The sequence below is a fragment of the Streptomyces yatensis genome, assembly GCF_018069625.1.
In the GTDB taxonomy this organism is placed as follows: domain Bacteria; phylum Actinomycetota; class Actinomycetes; order Streptomycetales; family Streptomycetaceae; genus Streptomyces; species Streptomyces yatensis.
Genome location: NZ_CP072941.1, coordinates 7007142 through 7025555, shown reverse-complemented (window position 1 = coordinate 7025555; position 18414 = coordinate 7007142). Strand labels below are relative to the sequence as shown.

Below are 18414 nucleotides of genomic sequence, written 5' to 3'. Positions count from 1 at the left end.
GCCGCCTCCGGCGGCAGGCAAACAAGCCGTTCCCCCACCTCGACAAGGAGCTTCATGCCTCAGCCCTGGCAGGACACCTCCCTCTCCGCCGAGGACCGCGCGGCGGCCCTGCTCTCCTCGATGACGCTGGAGGAGAAGCTCGCCCAACTCGCCGGCGTATGGCCGGGATCCGAGGCCGAGGAGGGCGAGGACGTCGCCCCCCTCCAGCACGAGGTGTCCGAGGCCGTGGACCTCGACGGCCTCCTCCCCCATGGCGTCGGCCAGCTCACCCGCCCCTTCGGCACCGCCCCCGTCGAACCGGCCGAGGGCGCCGCCGCGCTGGCCCGCCTCCAGACCCGGATCGCCGCCGGGAACCGCTTCGGGATCCCGGCGCTGGCCCATGAGGAGTGTCTGACCGGCTTCTTCGCCTGGCGCGCCACCGTCTTCCCCACCCCGCTCGCCTGGGGCGCCTCCTTCGACCCGGCGCTGGTGGGGCGGGCCGCCGAGCTGATCGGCGGTTCGCTGCGATCGGCCGGTATCCACCAGGGGCTGGCGCCGGTGCTGGACGTGGTGCGGGACGCGCGCTGGGGCCGTACGGAGGAGTCCATCGGCGAGGACCCCTACCTGGTGGCGACCATCGGCACCGCGTACGTCCGCGGCCTGGAGTCCGCCGGGATCGTCGCCACCCTCAAGCATTTCGCGGGCTACTCCGCCTCCCGCGGTGGCCGCAACCACGCACCGGTCTCCATCGGCCCGCGGGAACTCGCCGATGTGATCCTGCCGCCCTTCGAGCTGGCGGTGCGGGACGGGGGCGCGCGGTCGGTCATGCACTCCTACAACGACATCGACGGGGTGCCCTCGGCCGCCAACCCGTGGTTGCTGACCGAACTGCTCCGCGACACCTGGGGCTTCACCGGCACCGTCGTCGCCGACTACTTCGGGGTGTCCTTCCTGGAGCTGGCCCACCGGGTCGCCGCCACCCGGGGCGACGCGGCCGGGCTCGCCCTGGCGGCGGGGGTGGATGTGGAGCTGCCCGCGGTGCGCTGCTTCGGCACCCCGCTGCGGGACGCGGTGCGGGCCGGGGAGGTGGACGAGGCGCTGGTGGACCGGGCGGCGCTGCGGGTGCTGCGGCAGAAGTGCGAGCTGGGGCTGCTGGACGCGGACTGGTCGCCGATGCCGTCGGCGCTCGCGGAGCCCGCCGAGGCCGCGGCATCAGTGGAATCCGCAGGACGCGTCGGCCTCGATCTCGACCCGCCCGGGATGCGGGCCGTGGCGCGCGAGCTGGCCGAGGAGTCGGTCGTGCTGCTCGCCGACGACGGCGACGTGCTGCCCCTCGCGCCGGATGCCCGGATCGCGGTGGTCGGCCCGCTCGCCGACGACCCGGCCGCCATGCTCGGCTGCTACACCTTCCCCCGCCATGTGGGGGTGGAACACCCCGAACTGCCCCTGGGCATCGAGGTGCCGACGCTGTTCGCCGCGCTGCGCGCCGAGCTGCCCGGTGCACGGATCACCCACGCCGAGGGGTGCGCCGCGCCCGGCCCGGCCGGGTCCGCCGGGGAGCCGGGGGCGGCGACCTCGGCCGGTGCGGCGGCGCTCACCGCCGAGAGCCGGCTGGCGCAGGCGGCCAGGACGGCGGCGGACGCGGATGTGTGTGTCGCGGTGCTGGGCGACCGCTCGGGCCTGTTCGGCCGGGGCACCTCGGGTGAGGGCTGCGACGCGGATGACCTCGAACTCCCTGGTGACCAGGGGGCGTTGCTGGACACCCTGGTGGCCACCGGCACCCCGGTGGTGCTGGTGCTGTTCACGGGTCGGCCGTACGCCCTCGGCCGCTGGTCGAGGCTGCTGGCCGCCGCCGTGCAGGCGTTCTTCCCCGGTGAGGAGGGCGGCCCGGCGGTGGCCGGGGTGCTGAGCGGCCGCGTCAACCCTTCGGGCCGGCTTCCGGTGAGCGTCCCGTACGCGTCCGGCGGCCAGCCCTGGACGTACGCACAGCCGCCGCTCGGGCTGCGGGGCGACTCCAGCTCGATCGACCCGACCCCGCTGTTCCCGTTCGGCCACGGGCTGTCCTACACCTCGTTCGCCTGGGAGCGCCCGGAGGCCGACGCGGCCGAGGTGCCGACCGACGGGGAGACCACGGTCCGGCTGACCGTGCGCAACACCGGTGACCGGGCCGGGACGGAGGTCGTGCAGCTCTATCTCCACGACCCGGTGGCCCGGATCGCCCGGCCGGTGTCCCGGCTGATCGGCTACGCACGGGTGCCGCTGCGGCCGGGTGAGTCGGCCGAGGTCCACTTCACCTTCCACGCCGACCTCGCCTCGTATCCGCTGCGGGCCGATGGCACGAGGGTGGTGGAACCGGGCACGCTGGAGCTGCGGTTGGCCTCCTCCAGCGCCGACTCCGGCGTACGGCATACGGTCCCGCTGACGCTGACCGGGCCCGAGCGCACGGTGGACCACCGGCGGCGGATGGTGTGCGAGACGCGGGTGAAGTAGGAGCGCGTGAGGTGGGGGCGGGTGACGTAGGAACGGGTGAGGTGGGAGCGGTGACGTAGCGGCGGGGCGGGGCCGGTTCAGACCGGCCCTTCCCCCTTCTCCACCAGCGCCCAGGCGTGGGCGAACAGCTCGGGCAGGGTGCGGGTGGGCAGCGGGAGGGGGTTCTCCAGCCGTCGGTTGTAGGAGCGGCGCAAGCCGATCAGCTCCGCCTTCCACGCCTCCATGGGCTGGTACGGCTTCTTGGCGTGGATCCACTCGCCCGGCAGGAACACCTGGCGGCCCGCCCGGGGGCGCTTGTCCTGGATGACCAGGCCGCGCCCGGCCAGCGCGGCGGCGGCCGTCTGGTGCCGGGCGGTCTTCCAGCCGTTCCAGGTGCGGACGTTCCGGTCGGTCGGCGCGGGCAGGGCCAGCAGCTGAAGGTAGAGCGCCGCCGCGTCCTCGTCGAGGCCGAGCGTGTCGGCGACGCGCGCCACGAGGTCGGGCGCGGAGGCCGCCGGGTTCGACTCGTACGCGCCGGGCGGCAGCGGGGCGCTCTCGATCCGCTCGACGATGCGCGCGCAGGCCGGACCGCGCAGCCACTCGACGAGGGGGAGATCCTCCCGGCCGGAGCCGGATGTGGCCTCCGCCAGGGCCCTGGACCGCTCGTCATCGCCGTAGTACGCGGGGCGGAAGTACACCCGGGGCGGGGATCGATCCCTCCTGCGGCTGACCATGCCGTCCGTGATGACGGTGAGCCCGTCGTCGATGCTCGCGACATCCAGCCGCTCCGGACCCGCGTACGGCCGGAACCCGAACCGCTCCTGGAGATCGGCGACCGTACGCCCGGAACCGGCCGGGAATCCGGCGCGCAGCAGCAGCCCCGGGTGGTCCAGCCGCTCGAGGAGCAGCCGCACCAGGCCGGGCACCCCCTCGCGGACCGGGTCGCCGGCGGGGAGTTCGGCGTAGACCCAGGACAGGTGCGGCACGACGGAGCGCAGGCGGTCCTGGAACCGCATGATGTCCCACCGGGCGTCGGTGAGCAGCGGGCCGTGCTCGCTGTTCTTGAGCCAGGTGTCAAGGGGCGCGCTGAGCCCGGGTTCGGCGGCGGGGTGGGTGAACGCGGCGCAGAACTCGGCCGCCGATACGCGGAGCAGCTGCAGCTCGACGACCGCTTTGAGCGTGCGCTCGGGCACCACGGTCCGCCGGCCGCGCCGCGCCTGCCACGCTGCGGCGAGCCGCTCCGCCACTCCCCGCATGCCGCCCGGCTCCCACAGCTCGGCCGGGTCCTCGGGCAGCACATCGGCCAGCAGCTCCAGCCGCTCCAGCGAGGTCAGCCGGGCCAGTTCGGCCGCGCCGTCCTCGGCCTCGGCGACCTTCAGCCGCAGTGTCGCCCGCTCATCGGCGTCCAGGAACGGGACGTACATCCGCTCCAGGAGCCCGGCGAGCGCGAGGGCCGCGGCGGGGCGCCCCAGGCCCGTACGCTCCCGCAGCAGGGCCACGGCCTCCTTGTCCCACGGCGCGGGCCCGCGCTCCCGCACCAGCGCCACCAGCCGCCGCAGTTGCTCACGACTCCCCCAGCCGCGCGGCGCCTCCCGCACCTCCTCGATCTCCCCCAGCCTCGGCGGCTCCGCGTCCCCCGTCCGCAGCTCGACGAAGCTGCGCCGCCCCTCACGGGGCCACCCCACGCTGACGGCCGCCCCGCGCTCGTCCCGCACCGCGGCCCGCTCGGTGACCACGATCCCGGTGCGCAGCCGGGCGGCCGGATCGGCGAACGGGCTCTCCGCCCACATCTCCAGCAGCGCCAGCAGCCGCTCGCGCCGCTCGGGGCGCGTGGACGCGACGGCGGCGCGGAGCGCCACGGCCCCGATCCGCCCGATGAACCGCAGCCACGACCCTTCCCCGGCGATCCCGGGCCCGTCCGCGCCCTCTCCCTCGCCCCCGGGTCCCTGTGGTCCCTGGGGATCCCACGTCCCGGTCAGAAAGCCGCCGGTCCGCTCGATGCAGGCCAGCGCCCCGGGCCGCCACATTCCCGTGCCGTCGATGAGCCCGCCCAGCGCGGGCACCACGCGTCGGTCATCCACAGCCGTCCACGCACCGGTCGCCATCGGACGTCCCCCGTCCTCCCCCGTCGAATCCGCCATGGGCAGATCATCGCTCATGGGACCGACCATCCAGCTACCCGCTTCACGCTCTTGACTATTTGCTATAGCAGGAGCACTCTTACCGCCATGAGCACTGACGCCCTCGGCCCCGTGGAAACCGTGTCGCTGGCCGACCAGGCATACCGGCGGCTGAGGGACGCGATCCGTGAGGGCATCCTGCGGCCGGGCGAGAAGATCACCGAGCGCGATCTCGCCGCCCGGCTCGGAGTGAGCCCCACCCCCGTCCGCGAGGCGTTGCGCCAGCTGGTGCATGAGAAGGTCGTCGAGCGCGTCGGCCCCCGGGCCCTGCGGATCGCCGACCATTCCTCGGCCGCCCGCTCCGAGATCGTCGAGGCCGAGGTCCGGCTGTCCGCCCTGATGGCCCGGCTCGCCGCCCGTAACGCCACCGCCCAGCAACTCACCGACCTGGTCTCCTTGCTGGCCCAGACCGACCAGATCACCGCGGGGATCGAACAGACCGTCGCCGAGGAGGGGTTGGACGCCGATGTGTCCGAGCGGCTCGCGGCCGTCTTCCACAAGCTGCGGCTCTTCCATCGCCAGGTCGAGTCGTGCGTGGGCAACCCCGTCCTGGAAGGCCTGCTCGGCCAGGCGAGGGCCTTCAGCTACGAGGAGCGGTTCGACCTCACCATGAAGCTCGCACCCGAGCACGCCGAGGCGTTCCGCGCCCGTTACCACGAGCACCGCCAGCTCCTGGACGCGCTTCTCGAACGGGACGAGGAGCGCGCCGAGGAGCTCGCCGCGCGGCACCACCGCGCCGCACTCGTCCAGCTCTCCGGCGGCTGACCCCGAACTCCGCCGACTGACCCCGAACTTCGGCGGCCGACCCCGGGCTCCGCCGACCGACCCCGAACCCCGCCGACCGACCCCGGGCTGCGGCGACCGACTCAAGACTCCAAGCTCCAGCAGCCCCCCGCGACTCCAACGGCCGACCGACCTGAAGACCGACCCCCGCCCCCTGGGCGCATAGCGCGCGCTCCGGCGGGCAGCCCCTTCCCTCACTTGCTATAGCATGTAGCACAGGAGTCCTCGCGATGCCCGAAACTCCCCCCATATCCCCGCCCGGCTCGGTGAGCACCCTCCCCCGCCCGGCACCCGGCGACCACATGAACCGCAACGCCGTGCTGTGGGTGGCCCTCGCCGTCTTCGCACAAGAAGCGGTGTGGAACTTCTACGACACCCAGGTTCCCGAGCAGCTGCGGCACTACTTCACCTCCGCGGGCGTGGTCGGCCTGATCATGGGGTTGGACCACTCCTGGGGCATCTTCACGCAGCCGTCCGTCGGGTTCCTCTCCGACAAGCTCGCCCGCCGCCGCACCGGCCGGTGGCCGATCGTGCTGATCGGGGCCGCGGCCGCGACCGTGCCGTTCGTCCTCATCCCCTGGGCGACGACCCTTCCCACCCTGATGGTGTGCGTGGTCGGTTTCGCCGCGATCGCCAACGCGTTCAAGGGCGTTACCGAGACCCTGGTGTCCGACTACGTCGCGCCGTCCAACCGCAGCAAGGCGCAGGGCTTCATCAAGGCCGGCGTCAGCCTGACCATCGTCGTGTCCTCCCTGATCAGCCTGCTCGTCGTCGACCGGTCCCTCCGCCTCGCGTTCGCCATACCGCCGCTGCTGATGCTGATCATGCTGGGGCTGTCATGGGCGTTCCTCGGGCGCCGTCACACCGCCGTGCTGCTGCCGGAGGACGAGGAGGAGAAGGCCGCCCCCGAGCGGGAGTTCGCCTCCCCGTGGGCGGTGCTGAAGGACGCGCTGCGTTCGCCGTCCAGCCCGACCCTGCTGCTGATGGTCGGCATCTTCTGCTTCGCCGGCATGTGGTCCGCGCTGCGCTCGCTCATGACCCCCTACGGCACGGAGGTGCTCGGTCTGACCCGCGGCGAGGCGGCCGGTCTGGCCCTGCCGGGGGCGGTGGCGTTCCTCGTCTGCGTGCTGCCGATCGCGTACGCCTCCAACCGGCTCGGGCAGCTGCGCGCGATGCGGTACGGCGTCGGGCTGTTCATCGCGGGCCTGCTCCTCGGGTTCACGGTGCCGACCGTGCCCGGCACGATCACCTCGATGGTGCTCTGCTCGCTCGGATACACCTCGTTCGCCGTCAACGCGCTGGTCGCGCTGTGGAACCTGGCACCGACCCAGAAGGTGCTGGGCACCTACACCACGCTCTACACGATCGCCTCGGCGTCCGGGATGGCCTTGGGCCCGGCGATCCTCGGCACCACGATCGACCTGACCCGCTGGCGCTATATGGACCTGAACGCCGCGGTGTTCGCCGGCGTCACCTTCCTCGTCTTCACCCGCCTGGTCCGCCGCGCACCCGACCGCGCCACCGACGGCGCCACCGACGGCGCCGCCGCCTGACCGGCCGAGATCCCCTCTTCCCGCACGATGAAAGGCACCACTTTCATGGAACTCCGCATCCTGGCCCCGACCGGCGCGCTCGGCGCCGGGTTCGACACCGACGCCTTCGCCCGCGGCGTCGCCGCCCTGCCGGACGTGATCGCCTGCGACGCCGGCTCCACCGACTCCGGCCCCGCCGCCCTGGGCTCGGGCACCCCGAAGCTGTCCGCCCAGGCCGTCACCCGCGATCTGCGCCTGCTGCTCAGGGCCCGCGACGAGCTCGGCGTACCGCTGATCATCGGCTCCTGCGGCACCTCGGGCCGCGACGACGGTGTCGACTGGGTCGCCGCCATCGCCCGCTCCATCGCCGCGGAGGAGAACCTGAGCTTCAAGCTCGGCCTGATCTACTCCGACCAGCCCGCCCAGCGCCTGCGCGACCTGTATGACGCGGGCAGGATCCGGCCGCTTCCCCATGCGCCCGCCATCGACCGCGACCTGTTCGACCGCGGCCACACCGTCGCCATGATGGGCATCGAACCCCTCCAGGACGCCCTGCGCGACGGCTGCGAGGTGATCCTCGCCGGACGTGCCAGCGACACCGCCCTGTTCGCCGCCGTCCCGCAGCTGCGGGGCGCCGACCCGGGCCTGACCTGGCATATGGCCAAGACCATCGAATGCGGTGCCGCCTGCGCGATCCCGCCGTCCGCCAACGGGCTGCTCGCCACGTTGCGCGAGGACCACTTCGACGTGACCACCCTCGCCGACGGCACCCGTCTGACCCCCCGCTCCGTCGCCGCCCACACGCTGTACGAGAACACCGACCCGTACCGTGTCGCCGAACCCTCGGGCGTACTCGACACCACCGGGGCCACCTACGAGGCGGTCGACGAGCGGACCGTCCGCGTCCGCGGCGCCCGCTACCTGCCGGCCGACGACTACACCAACAAGCTCGAGGGCGCCGAACTCATCGGCTACCAGACCGTCGTCTTCGGCGGTGTGCGCGACCGTGTCGTCATCGACGCCCTGCCCAAGCTGGTGCCGATGGCCAAGGAGTACTTCGAGGCGAAAATCCTCGACGTCTTCGGCGGAACGGTCGACCCCGCCGACGTGGACATCGACTACCGCCTCTACGGCGCCGGCGCGGTCCTCGGCGGCAGCGAACCCGATCCGCTCGCTCCCCGCGAGCTCGGCGTGCTCATCACCGTCACCGCGCCCGACCAGGCAACCGCCCACGCCATCGCCACGTTCGTCGCCCACGCCAGCAGCCACCTGCCGGTCCCCGAGTACGACGGCCTGGTCTCCACCCTCGCCTACCCCTACTCCCCGCCCGAGACGGACAGGGGCCCGCTCTACCGCTTCACCCTCCACCACGTCGCCACGGGCGTCGCCCCCACCGAACTCTTCCGCACCACCACCGAGGAGCTGTGAACCCCATGACCACCCTGCTCGACTACTGCTCCCTGGTCCGCTCCAAGAACGCCGGCCCCTTCACCCTCACCTTCGACTTCATGTGCCACGACCAGGCCGCCTACGACGCCCTCGTCGCCACCGGTTTCCTCAACCCCGCCCTCTTCGCCACCCTCTACGACGCCGACCCCGACCAGATCCTCGTCGTCAACCACCCCCTCGCCCTCGCCGTCAAGGTCTCCCTCCCCCGCCCCACCGTCCAAGGCGACCTCCGCGACACCGACTGCTACGCCGGGCAGCAGTACGCCCCGCTCATGGACATGGAGGTGACTCCCGCACCACTCCATTCGAGTTGAGCCGCGGGCCACCGCCCGCTTCTCTGGGGCCCAGCGGCACGCGGACGCCAACGTCTACCCGGACGTGCTCATGGATTTGATGGACCATCGTGAACTCCCCACGGTTGTGCAGCTACTGCGCAGCGCTCACGAGGCTGCTCGTGCGCGGTTCGCGCGGCGACACGAACCAGGACCTGCCTGATGCAGCGCTGGCGTTCGAATCCCGATCCACACGCCTCGCACCTTCACCACTCCACCCTTAGGCTGTCGCCGGACACTGGGGCTACCGGCGCGTAGGGCACACCGCGAAGGAGCGCGTGATGAAGGGCTGGACCGCGAGCGACATCCCCGATCAGACCGGCCGCACCGCCGTGGTGACCGGCGCCAACAGCGGCCTCGGCTTCGTCACCGCCCGGGAGTTGGCACGGCGCGGCGCGCAGGTGGTGCTCGCCTGCCGCAGTGAGGCGCGCGGGGCCGAGGCCGCGCAGCGGATCCGGGCGCAGGCGCCGGGCGCGTATGTGCGGGTCGCGCCGCTGGACCTCGCGGATCTGACGTCCGTACGCACCTTCGCGGCCGAGTACCAGGGCGACCGGCTCGACCTTCTCATCAACAACGCGGGCGTGATGGCCCTCCCGCGCCGCAGCACCGCCGACGGCTTCGAGATGCAGTTCGGCGTCAACCACCTGGGACACTTCGCGCTCACCGGGCTACTGCTGCCGAAGCTGCTGGAGGCGGGCCCGGGGGCGCGGGTGGTCAGCGTGTCCAGCTTTATGCACATGCTGGGGACAGTCGACCCGCGCGATCTGAACATGGAGCGCGGATACCGCCGTTGGACGGCGTACTCCCGCTCCAAGTCCGCCAACCTCCTCTTCATCCACGAGCTGTCCCGCCGCCTCCGCGCGACGAACGCCCACCTGGTGGCCGCCGCCGCACACCCCGGCTACGCCTCGACCAACCTCCAGACCGCCGCCCCGAAGATGGAGGGCCGCCGGGCGACCAAGCGCTTCATGGAAATCGGCAACCGCTACTTCGGCCAGAGCCCGGACCAGGGCGCCCTCCCCACCCTGTACGCGGCCACCGCCCCGGACGTCCACCAGAACGACTTCTTCGGCCCGCCCTTCCAGGGGCTGTGGCACGGCTCCCCCGTCCGCTCGACCCGCGCCAAGTGGACCCGCAGCGACACGGCGGGCCGGGGACTGTGGGCCGCGTCCGAGCGGCTGACAGGGGTGCGGTACGAGACGCTCGCGAACTGATTCACGGCGGCGGCTGCGGACAGCCGAGCTCGGGGCGCAAGCGGTGGGGACCGCAGGCGATCAGACATACGGAGAGAAACCGCTGCCCGGTGAGGTACCACCCTCCGGCGACGTCCTCCCCTCCCGCCACCGCCTTGGCGGCGCTCCGGACCCTCGCGGACAGCGTCTCGGGCGCACGGTCGTGGACGGAGGCGAAGGAGCCCGCGTGTTCGTGGGCCCGCTCGCCGAACCAGTCGGCGGCTTGGGTGGGGTCGGTCCAGGTCGCCTGGACGAAGGTGGGGGGCTTGAGCAGCCAGTGGGCGAGTTCGAGGGGGACGACTTTGGAGTGCTTGAAGTCCGGATGGAGGGGGCGTCGGGGGCCGTCCTTGAGAAGTTCGTGGCCCGAGCCGAGCCAGGTATAGCCGTGGTGGTGCCGCAATGTGCCGCCTTCACTGACGGAAGAGGGCAGCCCCCGCGATGGCCGGGACTGCCCTGCCTACCGGGGTTATCGACGGCCGCAGCCGTCACCGCCACCGCAGTCGCCACCCGAAGGGGGCGACGGTGCGTCGGAGTCGGGCATGGTGTCGCCGTCTTCCGGGTCCTGCCATAAGACGGCCTTGTGTCCTGCCAGCCGCATCGGGATGATTCCCTTCTGTGCTGTCGGCACGGGGGCTCTCCTCGCGCCGTGGTGCACCTGCACCCGTTCCGGCTGGGCTCGACCTGCCAGGGCTCCGGCCCAGCTGGTACGGGGGTTCATGGGGGAGGCGGGATGCGTACCGCTTACGCCGAGGCAGCGTTCTTCGTCTGCTCCTCCAGCGCGGCCCGCATCAGGACGTCCGCGAGCCGATTCGCGCTGTCGAGGGGGATGCGCCCCAGGGCCACCAGTGGATAGCCGGACACCGTGAGCTCGCCCCGCAGGGTCGGCCAGTACAGCTCCCCGCCTTCGACGCCATGCGGCACGTCCGGGGTGAAGCCGAGGCGATGCAGGGCCTGGCGCAGCAGATCGGCCACGGCCTGGGCCTCGGCTCTGGCCATGGCGTGGCCATCGGCACCCAGCGCCTCGATGTCCTGTTCGCGGATTCGCATCTCTCCCACTTCCGCCGTGTTCTGCATGAACAGGACGCTAGGGAGGGGCAGCTGGCGGGTGCCATGCAATGTTCTCGAATGTTCTCGCTTCCCTGGTGGATGTTCTTGATTGATCTCACGCAGGGTTAGGGAAGGCATACCGAGCGCACCCATAAGTGCGACATGCTCGGGGTGTCCAGATCAACAAGGGAGGGCGTGATCATGGCGCGACGACTGCGCTTCAACGGAACGGGTTCTGGCGTTGGGGGCTGCCCGGCCGTACACGAGGACTTGGACAGCGGAGAGATCGTCATCCACGGAACACCGCTTACCGACCCCGAGGACGTTGCCAAGCTCCAACACCTTGGAGAAGGCGAGACACCCATCGTGGTGCCGCGCGAACTGCTGGTCGACTTCGGCCCCAAGGAGGCCACTCGCCCGCCGCGCATCATCGACCTGGATGACTTCGGCAAGCTCTTCGAGAACTTCGAGCACACCGCCTGGCGGCTGGAGACCCGCCGCCGGTTCGCGAGTGATGAAACGGCGCCTGACTTCCAGGCGTTCGTCGAGACGGGCGAGGCTCCGCTGGACCTCTACCATCCGTTCTTCACCACGATCCGCAACCAAACTCAGCAGGGCAAGCGGTGCGAGCGAGTGCGCATCGTGGACGATCCGCCCACGATCGGCCAGCGCTACCTCCTCTACAGCGCCAAGCGGAACTGCGACATGGGAGAGGACATCCGTAATCTGTGGCGCGCCGATTCCGACCGGCTGCGGCTGCCCGCAGAGGACTTCTGGATCTTCGACTCTCGGCTCGTCGCTCTCCTCAACTTCGATGACGACGACAACCTGCTCAACGTGGAGCTGATCACGGAGCCGGTGGCGGTCAACCGGTATCTCCAAGTCCGTGACGCGGCATGGCACTACGCCGTGCGGTACGACACGTTCGCAGCGGGACTGACTACGTAGGTTGCAAGTAGCGTGTGACCGGTGAGCACTGACTTTCAGCAAGCACGGGTGGCCCTAGGAGCGCGGCTTCGGGAACTGCGTACGTCATGCCCTGGAGGTCGGCTCACCGGTCCACAACTCGCCGAACGGCTGGGCTGGCCGCACTCCAAGATCTACAAGTTGGAGAACGGGCGCCAGACCGCGACAGCCGAGGATCTGCGCGCCTGGGCCACGGCATCCGACCAGCCGGAAGCCGCCGAGGAACTGCTCTCCCGGTTCAACGGGCTGGAATCCCACATCCGATCGTGGCGCCGCCAACTGGCCGCTGGACACAAGCCCGTGCAGGACGCGATCACCGCTGAACACGACCGCACAGCCACACTGCGCATCTGGGAAAACTGTCTCGTGGCGGGCATGCTCCAGACGGCCGACTACGCGCGATCGGTCTTCACGCGGAACACCGACCTGCACAAGTCTCCGCGAGACATTGAGGCCGCAGTCCGTGCCCGGGTGAAGCGCCAGGAAGGACTGTACGACTCGCGCAAGCGGTACCACATCATCATGTGGGAGGGCGCCTTGCGCGCCCTCGTCTGCCCGCCGTCGGTGCTCGCAGCCCAGCTCGACCGGCTCATGAGCGTCATCGGCCTGGACACGGTCGAGCTGGGCATCGTCCCCTTCGCCGCGCCCTTGAAGATCCAGCCCGCCAACGGATTCTGGGTCCACGACGAGCGGCTGGTGCTCGTCGAGGACTGGCACGCGGAACTCTGGATCAACGACGCCGACAGCATCGCCCTCTATCTGCGCGCCTGGAACACCCTGCGCGAATCGGCCGTCTTCGGGGCCGACGCCCAGCGCTTGATCAACGAGGCCCGGCGGGGGCTGATCGGGTAGTGTGGCCGTCGCCCGTACGCACCGAGGAGGTGAGACCCATCAATGCCAGTTCAGGCTGGGTGCTCTCGCCGCAGGGATACACGGGATAGCTGACTGCCGGGAGTGCCCTCAAGGATTCCGAAAGGCCTCCAGGCTCCCATGTCGGCTTCATCAGCTTCACCTTCACTCATCACCTTCCCCGCCGTCGTCACCAGGCTCCGCGCCGCAGGGTGTGTGTTCGCCGAGGACGAGGCACGGTTGATCCTCGCCACGGCTCGTACCCCGGCCGGACTCCTCGCCATGGTGGAGCGGCGCGCCGCCGGGCTGCCGCTGGAGCATGTGCTCGGCTGGGCGGAGTTCCGGGGGCTTCGGATATCCGTCGACGCCGGGGTCTTCGTACCGCGCCGGCGCACCGAGTTCCTGGTCGATCAGGCCGTGGCACTGGCCCGACCCGGGGCCGTGGTGGTCGATCTGTGCTGCGGTTCGGGCGCGCTGGGCGCCGCGCTGGCCTCGGCCCTTGGCGAGGTGGAGCTGTACGCGGCCGATATCGACCCCGTCGCGGTGGCCTGCACGCGGCGCAACGTCGAGCCCGTGGGCGGCACGGTGTACGAGGGCGATCTCTACGAACCGCTGCCGGGCGCGTTGCGCGGCCGCGTGGACGTCCTGCTGGCCAACGTCCCGTACGTACCGACCGAGGAGGTCGGGCTGCTGCCGCCGGAGGCCCGGGTGCACGAGGCGCGGGTGGCACTGGACGGTGGCGTGGACGGCCTCGATGTCCTGCGCCGGGTGACCGCCGAGGCGGCCCGATGGCTGGCCCCGGGCGGCTCACTGCTCTTCGAGACGAGCGGTCGGCAGGCGACCTCGGCCCTCGCCATCGCCGCTGACGACGGCCTGGAACCGCGACTGGCCGAATGCGGGGAGCGGGAGGCGACGGTCGTCATCGGGACGAGGCCGTCGACACCTCAGGGGATGTCCGCCGCACGTTGACGCCTGAGGCACGGAGCCAACCCAGCCCCTCCGGCGCTTGAGGAGCCAACCCAGCCCCTCCGGCGCTTGAGGAGCCAACCCAGCCCCTCCGGCGTTTGAGGAGCGGGGACCTGGGGCGCAGCCCCGGCGTGGATCTGGCAAACCCCGGCAGGGGCCTGGGGCGAAGCCCCGGCGGGGGCCTGGGGCCAAACCCCGTCAGGGGCCTGGGGCGGAGCCCGGGCAAGGGTCTGGGGCGGGGATCTGGGGCGAAGCCCGGGCGGGGATCTGGGGCGAAGCCCGGCGGGCGTCTGGGGCGGAGCCTGGGGCGAAGCCCGGAGGGGATATCTGGGACGGAGCCCCAGCAAGGGTCTGGGGCGAAGCCCGGGCGGGGGCCTGGGGCGAAACCCCAGCAGGGGCCTGGGGCGAAGCCCGGGCGGGGGCCTGGGGCGCAGCCCCGGCGGGGGCCTGGGGCGAAACCCCAGCAGGGGCCTGGGGCGCAGCCCCGGCGGAGGCCTGGGGCGAAACCCCAGCAGGGGCCTGGGGCGCAGCCCGGGCGGAGGCCTGGGGCCAAACCCCAGCAGGGGCCTGGGGCGCAGCCCCGGCGGGGGCCTGGGGCGCAGCCCCGGCGGGGGCCTGGGGCGCAGCCCCGGCGGGGGCCTGGGGCGCAGCCCCGGCGGGGGCCTGGGGCGCAGCCCCGGCGGGGGCCTGGGGCGCAGCCCCGGCGGGGGCCTGGGGCGCAGCCCCGGCGGGGGCCTGGGGCGCAGCCCCGGCGGGGGCCTGGGGCGCAGCCCCGGCGGGGCCTGGGGCGCAGCCCCGGCGGGGGCCTGGGGCGCAGCCCCGGCGGGGGCCTGGGGCGCAGCCCCGGCGGGGGCCTGGGGCGCAGCCCCGGCGGGGGCCTGGGGCGGAGCCCCGGCGGGGGCCTGGGGCGGAGCCCCAGTTTCGGGAAGGGGCGGGGAGGGGAAAGAGCCGCCGGACACCGCGCGCACGGCGCGGGCAAGGGCCGCTTGGAGCCCCCTGGGCGTCACTCAGGTCGTGGCGGGCGACGTGGTCGGCCACAGCGGCGGCCCCCGGGCCACCGCGCACCCGGGCCCGGCGCACCCAAGGGCGCCCAAGGGCGCCCAAGGCGCCCTACGCGCGCAGTTCCTCCGCCGCATCCGTGACCCGGGCGATCAACCGCAGCAGCGTCTCGCGCTCCGTCTCGTCCAGCGGGGACAGGAAGACCCGGTTCATCCGCGCCGTCCGCCTGACCAGCTTCCGGTGGACCATCGCCCCTTCCTCCGTCAGCCGCAGGACATTGCGGCGGCCGTCGTTCGGGTCGCGGACCCGCTCCAGCAGGCCCCGGCGGGCCAGCCGGGCGACCAGGTCGGCGATGGTGGAGCGGTCGAGGTGGACGTGTTCGCTCAGCGTCCGCTGGTCGATCTCCGGCCTCTCCGTCAACGCGTTGACCACCGCGAACTGCGGCGAGGTGATCTCCTCGGAGACCATCGCGCCCCACAGCAGGGAGTGCGCCTGCTGGAAGCGGCGGGCCAGGTGCCCGGGGTGCGTGTTCAGATCCACCGCGCCGCCCATGCCGTGCCCTCCCGGCCTTCCCACTCCGCCATTCGTCCGTGCACTGAGTGATTCTGCCCTGTGGAAGACCCCATGTCGAGGGGCCGACATTCGACCTAGACTCTCTTGACGAGCGCACCAGCCAATGGCAGCGTGCGAAACCGGCACCACATTAGTCAGCACACTGAGTATCTGAGCTGAGCACCCTGACCGTGGACTGAGCGGAGTGACGATGGCCGACATCCGAAGCCTGCAGGACGCCGTGGCGGACCTCGTCCACGACGGGGACACCCTCGCGATGGAGGGCTTCACCCACCTGATCCCGTACGCCGCCGCGCACGAGGTCATCCGCCAGGGCATCACCGATCTGACCCTCGTCCGGATGACGCCGGACGTCATCTACGACCAGCTCATCGGCGCCGGACTCGTCCGCAAGCTGGTGTTCTCCTGGGGCGGCAACCCCGGCGTCGGCTCGCTGCACCGCCTTCGCGACGCCGTCGAGAACGGCTGGCCGCGGCCGCTGGAGCTGGATGAGCACAGCCACGCGGGCATGGCGAACCGCTATGTGGCGGGCGCCTCCAAGCTGCCGTTCGCCGTGCTGCGCGGCTATCGCGGCAGCGACATCCCGACCCGTACGGACACCGTCTCCACCGTCGTCTGCCCCTTCACCGGGGAGGAGCTGGCCGCCGTCGCGGCGCTCAACCCCGACGTCACCGTCATCCACGCCCAGCAGGCCGACCGCGCCGGCAATGTGCAGCTCTGGGGGCTCACCGGCGTGCAGAAGGAGGCGGCACTCGCGGCCGAGCGGGTGCTGGTGACCGTGGAGGAGATCGTCGAGGAGCTGACGCCACGCCCCGGCGGGATCGTCCTGCCGACCTGGGTGATCGACGCGGTCTCCGTCGTCCCCGGCGGTGCCCACCCCTCCTACGCCGCCGGGTATTCGACCCGCGACAACACCTTCTACCAGGCATGGGACCCGATCGCCCGCGACCGCGAGGCGTTCACCCAGTGGATCGACGAGAACGTGCGCACCACCGAGGGAGCTCTCACCCGATGAACGCGACCCCCACCGGCACGACCGGGTTCACCAGCGACGAGCTGATGGAGGTCAACGCCGCCCGCGCCCTCGCCGACGCCACCACCTGCTTCGTCGGCATCGGGCTCCCCAGCACCGCCGCCAACCTCGCCCGCGCCACCGTCAACCCCGGCCTCGTCCTCATCTACGAATCCGGGACCATCGGCTCCAAGCCCACCCGGCTCCCGCTGTCCATCGGCGACGGCGAACTCGCCGACACCGCCGACGCGGTGATCTCGGTGCCGGAGATGTTCAACTACTGGCTGCAGGGCGGCCGGATCGACGTCGGCTTCCTCGGCGCCGCCCAGGTCGACCGCTACGCCAACATCAACACCACCGTCGTCGACCGCGGCCCGGACAAGCCCGAGGGCCGCCTCCCCGGCGCGGGCGGCGCCCCCGAGATCGCCTCCAACTGCGGCAAAGTGCTGATGGTGCTGCGCCACTCCACCCGCAACTTCGTGCAAAGGCTGGACTTCGTGACGACCCTGGGCCACGGCAGCGGCCCCGGCGACCGTAAGAAGCTCGGCATGCCGGGCGCCGGACCCGTCGCCGTGATCACCGACCTCGGGGTGCTCCGCCCCGACCCGGCCACCGCCGAGCTGGTGCTCACCGCACTGCACCCGGGCGTCACCGTGGAGCAGGTGCGGGCCGCCACCGGCTGGGAGCTGACCGTCGCGGACACCGTGGACACCACCGAGCCGCCCACCCCCGATGAGCTGGCGGCGCTGCGCGCCCTCAAGGCCGCCGGGAAGCCCGCGAAGGAGACCCGATGAGCCCCACTCCCCTGCGTGACGTCTATATCGTCGACGCCGTCCGCACCCCCGTCGGCAAATACGGCGGCGCGCTGGCCGGAGTGCGCCCCGACGATCTGGCCGCCCATGTGGTGCGCGGCCTGCTCGCCCGCATCCCCGACCTCGACCCGGCACGCATCGACGACGTCTACTTCGGCAACGCCAACGGCGCGGGCGAGGACAACCGCGATGTCGCCCGCATGGCCGTGCTGCTGGCCGGGCTGCCCGTCACCGTGCCCGGCGCGACCGTCAACCGGCTGTGCGCCTCGGGCCTGGAGGCCGTGCTGCAGGCCGCCCGCGCGATCGCGGTCGGCGACGCCCATATCGCCCTCGCGGGCGGGGTGGAGTCGATGAGCCGCGCCCCCTGGGTGCTGCCCAAGCCCGAGCGCGCCTTCCCCGCCGGACATCAGCAGATGTACTCCACGACCCTCGGCTGGCGGATGACCAACCCGGAGATGCCGCCGGAGTGGACCGTCGCCCTCGGCGAGGGCGCCGAGCTGATCGCCGACAAGCACGGCATCACCCGCGAGGCGCAGGACGCGTTCGCGTTCGGCAGCCATGAGAAGGCGGCGCGGGCGTGGAAGGACGGGGCGTACGACGCCGAGGTGCTGCCGTACCCGGACAGCGATCTGCTCCGCGACGAGTCCATCCGCGACTCCACCTCGACCGAGGCCCTGGCCAAGCTCAAGCCCGCCTTCCGCAAGCCCGGCGGCACGGTCACCGCGGGCAACTCCTCGCCCCTCAACGACGGCGCGGCCGCGCTGCTCCTCGTCGACGAGGAGGGGCTGAAGGCCACCGGACGCGAGCCGCTGGCCCGGATCGGCGCCTCCGCCGTCACCGGTATCGAGCCGCAGTACTTCGGGCTCGGCCCGGTCGAGGCCGTACGCCGCGCCCTTACCAAGGCGGGCCGCTCCTTCGCCGATCTGGCCACGCTCGAACTCAACGAGGCGTTCGCCGCGCAGGTGCTGGGCTGTCTCGCCGAATGGTCCGCCGAGGACCCCGGCTTCGACCCCGCGATCGTCAACCCGCGCGGCGGCGCCATCGCCATCGGCCACCCGCTCGGCGCCTCCGGGGCCCGGCTCACGGGGGCCGTCGCCCATCAGCTCGCCGCCCGCGGCTCGGGAACGGGCCTGGCCACCTTGTGCATCGGCGTCGGACAGGGCCTGGCCCTCGTCCTGGAGAGGTAATCCCGAAACGGCACGGAACGGCACGGCCCAGCGCACCGCACCGCACG

At 72.2% G+C, this 18414-nt stretch carries 16 protein-coding genes; 12 read left to right on the top strand and 4 right to left on the bottom strand.

The genetic code is table 11. From position 1 onward, the window contains the following. Positions 1-54: 54 nt before the first annotated feature. Positions 55-2469, top strand: coding sequence for a beta-xylosidase/alpha-l-arabinosidase (locus J8403_RS29030; RefSeq protein ID WP_211125743.1), 2415 nt, complete (start codon positions 55-57; stop codon positions 2467-2469). A gap of 77 nt (positions 2470-2546) precedes the next feature. Here J8403_RS29030 and J8403_RS29025 read toward each other — a convergent pair whose 3' ends face one another. After that, complete coding sequence (locus J8403_RS29025) at positions 2547-4607, bottom strand: hypothetical protein (RefSeq protein WP_211125742.1); 2061 nt, start codon at positions 4605-4607, stop codon at positions 2547-2549. A 69-nt stretch (positions 4608-4676) separates the two neighbouring features. Between J8403_RS29025 and J8403_RS29020 the strand changes: the two genes are divergently transcribed. The 5 genes from J8403_RS29020 to J8403_RS29000 all read left to right on the top strand — a co-directional run bounded on the left by J8403_RS29020 (position 4677) and on the right by J8403_RS29000 (position 9938). Continuing rightward, entirely contained in the window at positions 4677-5393 is a 717-nt protein-coding gene (locus tag J8403_RS29020; protein WP_211125741.1) for a GntR family transcriptional regulator, read from the top strand. Between the two features lie 248 nt (positions 5394-5641). Further along, entirely contained in the window at positions 5642-6964 is a 1323-nt protein-coding gene (locus J8403_RS29015) for an MFS transporter (RefSeq protein ID WP_211125740.1), read from the top strand. A 45-nt stretch (positions 6965-7009) separates the two neighbouring features. Next, a complete protein-coding gene (locus J8403_RS29010) occupies positions 7010-8371 on the top strand; it encodes an acyclic terpene utilization AtuA family protein (RefSeq protein WP_211125739.1) in 1362 nt (453 codons plus the stop codon). A 5-nt stretch (positions 8372-8376) separates the two neighbouring features. Continuing rightward, the gene (locus tag J8403_RS29005) at positions 8377-8706 is read left to right on the top strand and encodes a DUF4387 domain-containing protein (RefSeq protein ID WP_211125738.1); all 330 of its coding nucleotides are present in this window, start codon (positions 8377-8379) and stop codon (positions 8704-8706) included. A 299-nt stretch (positions 8707-9005) separates the two neighbouring features. Next, positions 9006-9938: an oxidoreductase gene (locus tag J8403_RS29000; protein WP_211125737.1), complete on the top strand. Its 933-nt coding sequence runs from the start codon at positions 9006-9008 to the stop codon at positions 9936-9938. 1 nt (position 9939) lies between these two features. Here J8403_RS29000 and J8403_RS28995 read toward each other — a convergent pair whose 3' ends face one another. Continuing rightward, positions 9940-10356, bottom strand: a complete 417-nt coding sequence (locus tag J8403_RS28995; RefSeq protein ID WP_211125736.1) for a hypothetical protein — start codon at positions 10354-10356, stop codon at positions 9940-9942. 341 nt (positions 10357-10697) lie between these two features. After that, positions 10698-11030, bottom strand: coding sequence for a hypothetical protein (locus tag J8403_RS28990; RefSeq protein ID WP_211125735.1), 333 nt, complete (start codon positions 11028-11030; stop codon positions 10698-10700). A gap of 174 nt (positions 11031-11204) precedes the next feature. Between J8403_RS28990 and J8403_RS28985 the strand changes: the two genes are divergently transcribed. The 3 genes from J8403_RS28985 to J8403_RS28975 all read left to right on the top strand — a co-directional run bounded on the left by J8403_RS28985 (position 11205) and on the right by J8403_RS28975 (position 13787). After that, positions 11205-11951: a DUF6879 family protein gene (locus J8403_RS28985; protein WP_211125734.1), complete on the top strand. Its 747-nt coding sequence runs from the start codon at positions 11205-11207 to the stop codon at positions 11949-11951. Positions 11952-11972: 21 nt separating this feature from the next. Next, entirely contained in the window at positions 11973-12821 is an 849-nt protein-coding gene (locus J8403_RS28980; RefSeq protein ID WP_211125733.1) for a helix-turn-helix domain-containing protein, read from the top strand. 138 nt (positions 12822-12959) lie between these two features. Continuing rightward, a complete protein-coding gene (locus J8403_RS28975) occupies positions 12960-13787 on the top strand; it encodes a putative protein N(5)-glutamine methyltransferase (RefSeq protein ID WP_211125732.1) in 828 nt (275 codons plus the stop codon). 1107 nt (positions 13788-14894) lie between these two features. On the opposite strand, the gene J8403_RS28970 is transcribed toward J8403_RS28975, so the two are convergent. After that, positions 14895-15335, bottom strand: a complete 441-nt coding sequence (locus J8403_RS28970) for a MarR family winged helix-turn-helix transcriptional regulator (RefSeq protein ID WP_211125731.1) — start codon at positions 15333-15335, stop codon at positions 14895-14897. A 211-nt stretch (positions 15336-15546) separates the two neighbouring features. Here J8403_RS28970 and J8403_RS28965 point away from each other — a divergent pair, with 211 nt between their 5' ends. From J8403_RS28965 to J8403_RS28955, 3 genes are read left to right on the top strand one after another with little or no spacing between them, the layout of a single operon-like run. Further along, complete coding sequence (locus tag J8403_RS28965; RefSeq protein ID WP_211125730.1) at positions 15547-16371, top strand: CoA transferase subunit A; 825 nt, start codon at positions 15547-15549, stop codon at positions 16369-16371. After that, positions 16368-17162 carry a CoA-transferase subunit beta gene (locus tag J8403_RS28960; protein ID WP_211125729.1) on the top strand — a complete coding sequence of 265 codons (795 nt, stop codon included), beginning with the start codon at positions 16368-16370 and terminating at the stop codon, positions 17160-17162. The genes J8403_RS28965 and J8403_RS28960 overlap by 4 nt, the downstream gene beginning before the upstream one ends. After that, positions 17159-18367 carry a thiolase family protein gene (locus J8403_RS28955; protein WP_211125728.1) on the top strand — a complete coding sequence of 403 codons (1209 nt, stop codon included), beginning with the start codon at positions 17159-17161 and terminating at the stop codon, positions 18365-18367. The genes J8403_RS28960 and J8403_RS28955 overlap by 4 nt, the downstream gene beginning before the upstream one ends. Positions 18368-18414: the final 47 nt, after the last annotated feature.